The 12226-nt window shown below is 71.3% G+C and carries 4 protein-coding genes; 2 read left to right on the top strand and 2 right to left on the bottom strand.

Going from position 1 to position 12226, the window contains the following annotated elements; translation table 11 throughout:
* Positions 1-6 precede the first annotated feature (6 nt).
* Both JYJ93_RS14620 and JYJ93_RS14615 read right to left on the bottom strand, forming a co-directional pair.
* Entirely contained in the window at positions 7-726 is a 720-nt protein-coding gene (locus tag JYJ93_RS14620) for a DUF1775 domain-containing protein (protein WP_206791430.1), read from the bottom strand.
* 94 nt (positions 727-820) lie between these two features.
* Positions 821-1396 carry a hypothetical protein gene (locus JYJ93_RS14615; protein WP_206791428.1) on the bottom strand — a complete coding sequence of 192 codons (576 nt, stop codon included), beginning with the start codon at positions 1394-1396 and terminating at the stop codon, positions 821-823.
* A gap of 719 nt (positions 1397-2115) precedes the next feature.
* Here JYJ93_RS14615 and JYJ93_RS14610 point away from each other — a divergent pair.
* Positions 2116-7488, top strand: a complete 5373-nt coding sequence (locus tag JYJ93_RS14610) for a non-ribosomal peptide synthetase (protein WP_206791426.1) — start codon at positions 2116-2118, stop codon at positions 7486-7488.
* Positions 7489-7533: 45 nt separating this feature from the next.
* Positions 7534-12192: a type I polyketide synthase gene (locus JYJ93_RS14605; RefSeq protein WP_206791424.1), complete on the top strand. Its 4659-nt coding sequence runs from the start codon at positions 7534-7536 to the stop codon at positions 12190-12192.
* Positions 12193-12226 lie beyond the last annotated feature (34 nt).

The raw sequence follows: 12226 nt of genomic DNA, 5'->3' as shown, positions 1-12226 counted from the left end.
TCGCTCCTAGTACTTCACCCAGATGACCGTGCCCGGATGGATCTGCGTGAGCGCGGTGACGCCGGGCTCCTTCTCGATGAGCGCCTGCGTGACGGGGTTGAAGCTGTACGCCTGCGTGCCGGACCACACGATGAGCGCGTCCTTGAACACGGTCAGGTCATGCACGTGCTCGTCCACCGTGTACTGGTTCCAACCCGGCAGCCGCGAAGGCAGCAGGTAGAGCGACGGCGCCGGGTTCTCGGAAGCCCCCGTGCCCGCGTCCCCGTCGTGGTTGTGCTCGCCTCCCGCCGTGCTCGTCCACGCCACCACCGTCTCCACGCCCGCTGGCGTGCTGCACGTCTGCGTCGTGGGGAAGAACAGCGTGGTGAACGGCTTCGAGGGCAGCTTCATGCGCAGCCCCAGGTGGAAGAAGTGCGTGTCCGCCGCCTTCACGGCGCCCGAGGGCCGGGTCCACGTCACCGCCGTCACGTTGCCGTTGGCGTCCTTCTCCACCTCGGCCGTGCCGAACACGGAGTCCACCGGGCGCACCCCCGTCACGCCCTCCGGAATCTGGACCCGCATCTTGGACGTGTCCACGCCGTCACAGCCGTGGCTCACCGTGATGTCGGCCTCGAAGGTCGCACCGGCATAGGGAGGCGTGGCCCCCGCCACCGCCGCGTGCGCGAAGGCGGACGAGGACAGCAGCGAACCCGTGACGACACACAACGGCCCCAGGAAAGACTTCATCGGGTGACTCCGGGAAAAAAGGAGCATCCCGGATAGCAGCCTCCCGTGGCGAGGCCGCTGCGGTCATTTGTCGCAGCACCCGTACCGGGCCGCCTCACGGCAGCGCGATGCGCCCCGGAGCGCCCTGGGCGCCCTGCTCGGTGTGACAGCTGTTGCAGTCACCGTTGCCCTGCGGCGTGGCCATCCTCCGCGACGCGCCATCCGGCCCCACCAGCCGCGCCCGGTACGGCATCGGGAAGGGCGGCTGGAGCGTCGTGGACATGAAGTTGCCCGAGGCGTTCGGCACCAGCGTGAGCCGGACCTGATCCTCCATGTCCAGGATCTCCACCTTCACCTTCGCCGGCTCCGCGAGCCGGGCATCACACCCGTCCGCCTCGTGAAGCGACGGGAACACCGTGCCCATGAAGAAGTACGCCATGGAGGGCGCCTGCCGCAGGTGACAGTTCCGGCAGGCGAGGCCTGGCGCCATGGTGGCTCCGGTGCCGCCCGTCGCCTCGGTCCAGAGGCTTCCGCTCGCGCACGTCGTCGGCGCGGGCCCCGGCTCCACGCCCGCGTCCACGTCCACGTCCAACACCACCGCCATCTCCGGCGCCGCCGAACATCCCAACGCGCCCCCCAGGAGCAGCGCTCTCCACGTCCACCGCATCACGTCGCGACTCCATCCCGGCATGGCCCTCACGCTCCCGCGTAGCGCCTACCACGCACGCCGTATGCCCCCCGTGCGGCAAGAGCGCGCAGGGACGTGTCGGACCCACCCCGTATCCTCTTCAAACACTCACCTGGCGAATCCAAGGAATCCTATTTTCACTGGCAATTCACAGACACAGACAGGACTGAGCGATTCCGCCATGGCAAGACGCTCGCGGGGAGGCGGACCCATACACTCCGCGTGTTCCCGTCGCATGATCCGATGTGTCACGTTTACACGGACACCGCGCCCACTATCCCGCGAACAGGGGAGGTCCCCGGGTTTCCGACCTTGGGGGTCATTTGAATGTCCCTCCATTCGCGCGATGAAGTGACTCGCGGCTCAGACGCTCTCCGAATTCCGTCCCCATGAAATTCGCACCCTGCCCCGCTCCAGAATCACGCGCTTTCCGCCGTGCCCTAAATCCGGAGTGGCGCCAATGTGGGTGGGGGGGATTGCTCGCGCGCGCGCCAGGCGATACATGCGCGAAACAACGCCCCTTCACGGCGGGTGCTGATTGCGACTGAGCCCTTGAAACCCTGTCTTGCCGGGAGACAGCACCCCCCCGGCCCCTGAATCCGCGTCTCCGTGCTCCCCGCGCACGGAACACCCCCCGCCTCCCAGGAGTCGCGTCCATGTCCACCGGAACCACGCCCGGTTCTTCCCCGGTCCCCGACTTTGCGTTTTCCACTCTGGTTGAATTGCTTCGCGTCCGCGCGAGCACCCAGGGAGACCGCCGGGGCTTTACGTTCCTGCTGGACGGGGAAACGGACGAAGCGCACCTGACGTACGCGGAGCTGGATCAGAAGGCCCGGGCCATCGCGGCGGCGCTCCAGGCGCGCGGCGCCCAGGGCCAGCGGGCGCTGCTCTTGTACCCGCCCGGGCTGGACTACATCGCCGGGTTCTTCGGCTGCCTGTACGCGGGCGTGATCGCGGTCCCCATCTATCCGCCGGACCCCATGCGCCTGGCGCGCACGCTGCCGCGCCTCCTGGCCATCAGCCAGGACGCGCAGGCCACCATCGCACTCACCACCGACTTCATCTACGGCATGGGGGAGATGCTCTTCGAGCAGGCGCCGGAGCTGCGGGAGCTGCACTGGATCGCCACGGACACGCTGGACGCGGAGGTCGCCGAGGGCTGGAAGGATCCCGGCGTGGCCACGGACACGCGGGTGTTCCTCCAGTACACGTCCGGCTCCACGTCGTCGCCCAAGGGCGTGGTGCTGACGCACGGCAACCTGCTGCACAACTCGAAGCTGATCCACTCGTGCTTCGGTCACTCGGACAAGAGCCAGGGCGTCATCTGGCTGCCGCCGTACCACGACATGGGCCTCATCGGCGGCATCCTGCAGCCCCTGTACGGCGGCTTCCCGGTGACGCTGTTCTCGCCGGTGGACTTCCTCAAGCGCCCCATGCGCTGGCTGGAGGCCATCTCCCGCTACAAGGCCACCACCAGCGGCGGGCCGAACTTCGCGTTCGACCTGTGCGTGCGCAAGAGCACGCCGGAGGAGCGCGCGAAGCTGGACCTGAGCCACTGGGACCTGGCCTTCAACGGCGCGGAGCCCATCATGCCGGACACGCTCCGGCGCTTCGCGGAGGCGTTCGGTCCGCGGGGCTTCCGCTCGGAGGCCATCTATCCCTGCTACGGCCTGGCGGAGGGCACGCTCATCGCCTCCGGCGGTGACAAGCGCGAACTGCCGGTGCAGCGCACCGTGGATGGGGGCGCGCTGAAGGACAACCGCGTGGTGGCGAAGGAGGCGGCGAGCCCCGGCGCCCAGACGCTGGTGGGCTCCGGCCGCAACCTCACGGATCAGCGCCTGGTCATCGCGCATCCGGAGACGGGCGCGCCACTGCCCGCGGGCCAGGTGGGCGAGATCCGCGTCGCCGGGCCCAGCATCGCGCAGGGCTACTGGGGCCGCGAGGAGCAGACGCGGACCACCTTCCAGCAGCCCCTGGCCGGCACGGGCGACCCGACGCCGTTCCTGCGCACGGGCGACCTGGGCTTCCTCTCGGACGGCGAGCTGTTCGTCACCGGCCGCCTGAAGGACCTGATCATCATCCGCGGGCGCAACCACTACCCGCAGGACATCGAGCGCACGGTGGAGTCCGCCCACCCCGCCATCCGCCCCGGCTGCACGGCGGCGTTCTCCATCGAGCAGGATGACGAGGAGCGCCTCATCGTCGTGACCGAGGTGGACCGCCGCGCGGTGGAGCGCGATGGCGTGGACCTGGACGCGCTGGCGCAGGGCATCCGGCAGGCCGTCGCGGCCGGGCATGACCTGCAGGCCCAGGGAGTGGTGCTGCTGGGGCCGGGCGCCATCCCGAAGACGTCCAGCGGCAAGATCCAACGCTTCGCCACCCGCGCGGAGTACGTCGCGGACACGCTGGAGGCGCTGCACAAGAGCGTCCTTGCCGCCGCGCCGGCCCCCGCGCCCGAGGCCGTGAAGACCGCGGCCCCGGAAGCCGCCGCCGCGCCCGCGCCCGTGGGCCCGGACACCAGCATGCTCCAGAAGATGCTGGCGGTGGTGACGGACGTCACCGCGCGCCGGGCCATGGTGGCGGTGTTCCTCCAGGAGCAGGCCGCGCAGGTGCTGCGGCTGCCCACCGCGCAGGTGGACGCGCAGAAGCCGCTGCACGCCTACGGCGTGGACTCGCTGATGGCGGTGGACTTCAAGAGCGCGGTGGACGCGGGGCTGGGCATCGACCTGCCGCTGTCGGACGTGCTCCAGGGCGTGTCGCTGTCGAAGCTGGCGGAGGTGGTGGTGACGCTGATGTCGGCGCCTCCGTCCCAGCAGGCCTCGAACGCGGTGGCCGCCTCGTCCGCCACGGGGGACGCGCCCCTGTCTGGTGGACAGCAGGCGCTGTGGTTCATGCACCAGCTCGCGCCGGAGAGCGCCGCCTACCACGTGCCCGTCGCGGTGCGTGTGCGCGCGGGGCTGGACGCGAACGCGCTGAAGGGCGCCTTCGAGGCGCTGGTGGCCCGCCACCCTGCCCTGCGCACCACGTTCGTCATGGCGGCCACCGGCCCCGTGCAGCGCGTGCACGCGGAGCTGCCGCTGGACTTCGTCGTCACGGACGCGAAGGGCTGGAGCGACGCGCAGGTCGCGGAGCACCTGTCCGCCGAGGCCCGCCGCCCGTTCGACCTGGAGAAGGGTCCGCTCCTGCGCGTGCGGCTGGTGTCGCGGTCCGCGGAGGACCACGCGCTGCTCATCTCCATGCACCACATCGTCACCGACTTCTGGTCGCTCGCGGTGATGGCGGAGGAGCTGGACGCGCTCTACCCGGCGCTCAAGCTGGGCAAGCGGCCCACGCTGGCGCAGCCCGCGCGCACCTACGCGGACTACGCGCGCTGGCAGTCGGAGATGCTCACCGGCGCTCGTGGCCAGGCGCTGGAGAAGTACTGGCGCGAGCAGCTGTCCGGCGCGCCGCCGGTGCTGGACCTGCCCACGGACCACCCGCGTCCCCCGGTGCAGACCTTCAACGGCCGCGTCCACACCACCCGGCTGAACGCGGACGTCGCGAGCGCGGTGAAGACGCTGGCGCGCGAGCACGGCGCCACGCCGAACATGGTGCTCCAGACGGCGTTCCAGGTGCTCCTGCACCGCTACACCGGCCAGCAGGACTTCACGCTGGGCGTGGTGAGCGCGGGCCGCGGACGCGCGGAGCTGGCGGGCATCACCGGCTACTTCGTCAACCCGCTGGTGGTGCGCACGCGGCCGTCCCCGTCGCTGTCCTTCACGGACTACCTGGCCCAGACGCGCCAGACGATGCTGGGCGCGCTGGAGCACCAGGACTACCCGTTCAGCGCGCTGGTGGACCGGCTGCAGCCGGTGCGTGACCAGAGCCGCTCGCCGCTGTTCCAGGTGATGTTCGTCTACCAGCGCGCCTCCAAGCTGGACGAGCGCGGCCTCACGCCCTTCGCCCTGGACATCCCGGGCGCGAAGTCCACCGTGGCGGGCCTGCCCATCGAGTCGCTGGTGCTGTCGCACGGCGGCGCGCAGTTCGACCTCACGCTCACCATGGGCGAGGCGGACGGCGAGCTGGTGGCCTCCTTCGAGTACAACACCGACCTCTTCGAGGCCGGCACCATCGAGCGCATGGCCGGGCACCTGGCCACGCTCCTGTCCGGCATCGCCGCGCAGCCGGGACGCGCGCTCGCGGGGCTGCCGCTGCTCACGCAGGCCGAACAGCAGCAGCTCCTGGAGACCTGGAAGGGTCCGCGCGTGCCGCTCACGCAGGCGGACATGCTGCCCGCGCTCTTCGCGGCGCAGGTGGCGCGCACGCCGGACCACGTCGCGGTCCTCTTCAAGGACGCCCAGCTCACCTACCGTGAGCTGGATGCTCGCGCGGGTCAGTTGGCCGCGTGGCTGCGCGGCGCGGGCGTGAAGCCGGGCGACATCGTGGGCATCTGCCTGGAGCGCTCGGTGGAGACGCTGGTGTCCGTGCTGGCCGTGATGGCCGCGGGCGCGGCGTACGTGCCCATCGACCCGGCCTACCCCTCCGAGCGCGTGGCCTTCATCCTGGGCGACACGCAGGCGCCGGTCCTCATCACGCAGTCGTGGCTCCAGCGCACGCTGCCCTCCGGCACGTCCGCGCGCACGCTGTTCGTGGACCAGCCGCTGGACGGTGAGCTGTCCTCCGCGCCCGCCGCGACTGTGGCGGCTGGGGATCTGGCGTGCCTCGTCTACACCTCCGGCTCCACCGGCCAGCCCAAGGGCGTGATGCTGGAGCACGGCGGCCTCGCGAACCTCGTCCGCTCGTTCGTGGAGTCCTACGCGCCCACGGCGACGGACCGGATGCTGCCGCTCACGTCGGTGGCCTCCGCCAGCTTCGTGGGCGAGATCCTCCCGCTCCTGTGCACGGGCGGCGCGCTGGTGCTGCCCACCGAGGATGAGATCCTCGACCAGGAGAAGCTCTTCCAGCTCATCACCCGCCACACCGTCACCATCGTGAGCACGGTGCCCGCGGTCATCGCCGGGCTCAACGCGCGCCTGGAGCAACTGCCGCCGCTCAAGCTGGTGCTCTCCGGCGGCGAGGCGCTGGTGGCCAGCGACGTGGAGAAGCTGCTCGCCACGGTGCCGGTGGTGAACGGCTACGGCCTCACGGAGACCACCGTGTGCTCCACCTACCACCGCATGGCGGTGGAGGACCTGCAGGGCCACGCGTGGGTTCCCATCGGCCGGCCCGTCATCAACACGGACGTATACGTGCTGGACGCGGAGAAGAACCTGCTGCCCGTGGGCGTCGCGGGTGAGCTGTACGTGGGCGGCCTGGGCGTGGCGCGCGGCTACTGGAAGCGGCCGGAGCTGACCTCCGAGCGCTTCATCGCCGACCCCTTCCATGCCGGCGAGCGCCTGTACCGCACGGGCGACCGCGCGCGCTGGCTGCCGGACGGCGTGCTCACGTTCCTGTCCCGCGCGGATGATCAGGTGAAGATCCGCGGCTTCCGCATCGAACTGGGAGAGGTGGAGGCCGCCGTGCGCCGCCACCCGGCCGTGAAGGACGCGTTCCTGATGGCGCGCGAGGACTCGCCCGGCGACAAGCGCCTGGTGGCCTACGTGGTGCTGGGCGAGCCCGCGCCCACGCACTCCGACCTGAACACCTTCCTCGCGGAAGGGCTGCCGCCGTACATGCTGCCGTCCGCGTACGTGCCGCTGTCCGCGCTGCCCCTGTCGCCCAACGGCAAGGTGGACGCGAAGGCGCTGCCCGCGCCGGAAGGGGCGCGCCTCGCCTCCGGCGTCGCCTACGCCCAGCCGCAGAGCGCGGTGGAGCGCAGCGTGGCGGCCATCTGGGCGTCGGTGCTCAAGGTGGAGCGCGTCGGCCTCAACGACAACTTCTTCGAGCTGGGCGGCAACTCGCTGCTCATCGCGCAGGCCCACCGGCGGCTGAAGGAGGAGCTGGGCGCGGACCTCGCGCTGGTGGACATGTTCAAGTTCACCACGGTGAGCGCGCTGGCCCAGCACCTCGCGAACAAGGGCGAGGACTCGGGCGCGGCCTCCCAGAAGATCAAGGACGAGGCGGAGCGCCGCCGGGCCGCCCAGGCGCGGCGTCAGCAGGCGCGCGGCCGCAAGTAACGAACGACTTTCAGACACACCCCCCAGGTTTCGAAGGACGGCTCCATGAGCACTGACACCCCCGAAGTGGATGGCATCGCGGTCATCGGCCTGGGTGGCCGGCTTCCCGGCGCGAAGACCATCGCCGAGTTCTGGAAGAACCTCACCGGCGGCGTGGAGAGCATCACGTTCTTCACCGACGAGGAGCTCATCGCGGAGGGCGCGGACCCGGCCATGGTCCGCGCGCCCAACTACGTGAAGGCCCGCGGCACGCTGGGCGACACGGATCAGTTCGACGCGGCCTTCTTCGGGATGAACCCCCGCGAGGCCGCGCTGATGGACCCGCAGCACCGCGTCTTCCTGGAGTGCGCGTGGGAGGCCATGGAGAGCGCCGGCTACAGCCCGGAGCGCCAGCCCGGCCGCGTGGGCGTGTTCGGCGGCATGAGCATGAACACGTACCTGCTCTCCAACCTGTACTCGCACCTGGCGCACGTCGCGTCGGTGGAGAGCCTCCAGGCGTCCATCGGCAACGACAAGGACAGCCTCACCACGGAAGTGGCGTACCGCATGGACCTGAAGGGGCCGGCCGTCACGGTCCAGTCCTCGTCCTCCACGTCCCTCACGTGCATCCACTACGCCTGCCAGAGCCTGCTGTCGTTCGAGTGCGACATGGCGCTGGCCGGCGGCGTGTCCATCCACTTCCCGGAGAAGGCGGGCTACCTGTACCACGAGGGTGGCACCACGGCGCCGGACGGCCACTGCCACACCTTCGACGCGGAGGCCGCGGGCTTCGTCGCGGGCCACGGCGCGGCGGTGGTCGCGCTCAAGCGCCTGTCGGACGCGCTCAAGGACGGTGACACCGTCTACGCGGTGGTGCGCGGCTCGGCGGTGAACAACGACGGCTCGCAGAAGGTCAGCTACATGGCCCCGGCCGTCGCGGGCCAGGCGGAGGTCATCGCGCTGGCGCAGGCCGTCGCGGGCGTGGATCCGGACTCCATCGGCTACGTGGAGGCGCACGGCACGGCGACCAAGGTCGGTGATCCGATTGAAGTCGCGGCGCTCACGCAGGCCTTCCGCCAGGGCACGGACAAGAAGAACTTCTGCGCGCTGGGTTCGGTGAAGAGCAACATCGGCCACCTGGACTCGGCGGCGGGCGCGGTGGGCTTCATCAAGGCGGCCCTCACGCTGCACCACAAGGTGATTCCCCCCAGCCTCAACTTCAAGACGCCCAACCCGGCGTGCGACTTCCCCAACAGCCCGTTCTACGTGAACACGGAGCTGCGCGACTTCCCTCGCGGGGAGACGCCGCGCCGCGCGGGCGTCACGTCGCTGGGCATGGGCGGCACCAACGCGCACGCCATCCTGGAGGAGGCGCCGGAGCTGCCCGCCACCGACAAGGCCCGCCTTCCCTCGCAGGTGGTGCTGCTGTCCGCGCGCACGGAAGCCTCGCTGGAGGTCGCCACCGACCGGCTGGCCGCGCACCTGCGTGAGAACCCCAACGTGGACCTGGCGGACGTGGCGTACACGCTCCAGGTGGGCCGCAAGCGCTTCGGCAAGCGCCGCGCGGTGGTGGCGCGCACCACGGCGGAGCTGGCCTCCGCGCTGGCGGAGCGCACCCCGGGCCGCGTGTTCAGCGGCAGCGCGGAGAACAGCGGCCGTCCGGTGATGTTCATGTTCTCCGGGCAGGGCTCGCAGTACGTGGACATGGGCCGCGAGCTGTACGAGACGGAAGTGCTCTTCCGCGCCCAGGTGGACACCTGCGCGGAGAAGCTCAAGCCGCACCTGGGCCTGGACCTGCGCACGGTGCTGTACCCGGCCGCGGAGTCTCGCGAGCTGGCGTCGGAGCGCCTCAAGCAGACGGGCCTCACCCAGCCCGCGCTGTTCGTCATCGAGTACGCGCTCGCGAAGCTCTGGGAGTCGTGGGGCGTGACGCCGCACGCGATGGTGGGCCACAGCATCGGTGAGTACGTGGCCGCGTGCCTCGCGGGCGTCTTCACCCTGGACGACGCGCTGGCGCTGGTGGCCGCGCGCGGCCGGCTGATGCAGTCGCTGCCCGCGGGCTCCATGCTCGCGGTGTCCCTGCCGGAAGAGCACGTGACGCCCATGCTGCCCGAGGGCCTGTCCGTGGCGGCGGTGAACAGCCCGGCCACGTGCGTGGTCGCGGGCCCCACGCCGCTCATCGACGCGTTCGTGGAGACGCTGAAGCTCCAGGGCCTGGCGTCCTCGCGGCTGCACACGTCGCACGCGTTCCACTCCGCGATGATGGACCCCATCCTGGACGCCTTCCGCGAGGCGGTGCGCAAGGTGGCCCGGAAGGCGCCGACGAAGCCGTACCTGTCCAACGTCACCGGCACCTGGGTGACGGCCGAGCAGGCCACGAGCCCCGACTACTGGGCCAAGCACCTGCGCGGCGCGGTGCGCTTCGCGGACGGCGTGGGCGAGCTGCTCAAGGAGTCCGACGCCATCCTGCTGGAGGTCGGTCCGGGCAACACGCTCGTGACGCTGGCGCGGCAGCACCCGGACAAGGGCGCGAAGCACGCGTTGATCAACTCGCTGCGCCACCCGAAGGAGCAGGTCGCGGACCTGGACCACGTGCTGGCCACGCTGGGCCGGCTGTGGCTGGAGGGCGTGGAGGCGGACTGGGACGCGTTCCGTGGCGGTGAGAAGCGCCGGCGCATCGCGCTGCCCACGTCCCCCTTCGAGCGACAGAAGCACTGGGTGGACCCGCGCAAGGAGACCGCCGCCGACGGCGAGCGCGCCGAGTGGGCGTCCGCGGATCAGAAGCAGCCCGTGGCCCGCTGGTTCTACCTGCCGTCGTGGCAGCGTGCGCTGCCGTCGCCTCAGGGCACCTGGAGCGAGAAGAAGGCCACCTGGTGGCTGCTGCTCCCGGACGACTCCAACGAAGGCCTGGGCGCGCGGCTAGCGCTCAAGCTGGGCGAGGCCGGCCAGGACGTGGTGCGCATCACCCCGGCCGCCGTCACCGCGAAGCACGACGAGCACCACTGGTCGCTCGCGCTGGGCGGCGAGGCCACGGTGCTGGAGGCGCTCACCGCGCAGGGCCGCGCCCCGGACCACGTGCTGCACCTGGGCACGCTGGGCCTGGGTGACGCGCACGGCGAGGCGGACTTCGAGTCCGCGCTGGGCAAGGGCTTCCTGGGCCTGTTGTCCCTGGCGCAGGCCCTGGGCCATCAGCCGGGCACGCGTCCCGTGTCGCTGGTCGCGGTGACGAACCGCATGCAGGCGCTCGGTGACGAGGCGCCCAACCCGGAGCTGGCCACGGTGCTGGGCCCGGTGCGCGTGATTCCCCAGGAGTACGGCCACCTGTCCGCGAAGGCCGTGGACGTGCGCCTGCCGAACTCCGGCAGCTGGCAGGAGACGGCGCTGGTGGAGGCCCTGCTGTCCGAGGCCGCCACGCCGTCCAAGCTGGAGACCGTCATCGCGTACCGGGGCGGGGCCCGCTGGGTGCAGCACTTCGAGCACGTGCCCGCGGACGCGCCGCGGGCCGCGCAATTGCCGCTGCGCGATGGGGGCGTGTACCTGCTCATCGGCGGCTTCGGCACGCTGGGCTTCTCCCACGCGAAGTCGCTGGCGAAGCGCGCGAAGGCGAAGCTGGTGCTCGCGGGCCGCACGGCGCTGCCGGAGCGCTCGCAGTGGGACGCACACCTGTCCGCGCATGGCGAGGACGACGCCGTCTCCCGCCGCATCCGTCAGGTGCGCGAACTGGAGGCGCTGGGCGCTCAGGTGCACACCGTCTCCGTGGACGCGGGCAACAAGGTCCAGGTGAAGGAGACCGTGGACGTGGCGCTGACGCACTTCGGCGCGCTGCACGGCGTGGTGTTCGCGGCGGGTGACGTGGGCCAGGCGCTCTTCCGCGCCATCCCGGACACCCGCCCCGAGGACGTACGCGACACCTTCCACGGCCGCGTGCGCGGGCTGTACGCGCTGGAGGAGGCGGTGCGCGGACGCGCGCTGGACTTCTGCGTGCTGTCGTCGTCGCTGGCGGCGGTGCTGGGCGGACTGGGCCTGGCGTCGTACTCGGCGGCCACGTCCTTCATGGACGCGTTCGCCACGAAGCAGGCGCAGACGTCGCCGGTGCCGTGGATGAGCGTGGGCTGGGACGCGTGGCAGTACGAGTCCCGCGCGGGCGGCGCGCAGAGCCCGTTCGGCGCGCTGGCCATCACGGCCGCCGAGGGCGAGGACGCCTTCGAGCAGCTCTTCCAGTTGGGCGCCGTCTCCCACGTGGCCGTGTCCACGAGCAACCTGCGCGCCCGCGCGCGCAAGTGGGCCCAGCCGGCCGCCTCGCAGGAGAAGGCGGAGGCGAAGCAGGACGTGGGTTCCTCCCTGGGCACCACGCCCCGGCCGGCGCTCCAGAACGCCTACGTGCCGCCTCGCGACGAGCTGGAGGAGAAGATCGCCCGCCTCTGGCAGACGACGCTGGGCATCGACCAGGTCGGCGTGCACGACAACTTCTTCGAGCTGGGTGGCAACTCGCTCGTCGGCGTGAAGCTGATTGCCCGCGTGCGCGAGCAGTTCGGCGTCGCGCTGCCGGCCGTCACCCTCTACGAAGGCCCCACCGTGGGGGCGCTGGCGAAGCTGCTCAAGGCCGCCAGCGGCAGCGAGGACACGGAAGCCGCGCCCGAGGAGACCGAGGCGCTCAGCCGCGGGGAGCGCCGCCGCGCGCGCCGCGCGAACCGCCGGGGCGACAGCGCCTCCGACGAGGAGTAGCCGTCCCCTCCCCCACCTTTCGCCGCCCGAGCAC

Source organism: Corallococcus sp. NCSPR001 (assembly GCF_017309135.1).
Classification (GTDB): Bacteria; Myxococcota; Myxococcia; order Myxococcales; family Myxococcaceae; genus Corallococcus.
The sequence above is the reverse complement of the archived record's forward strand: the minus strand, read 5'-3'. Positions and strand labels throughout refer to the sequence as shown.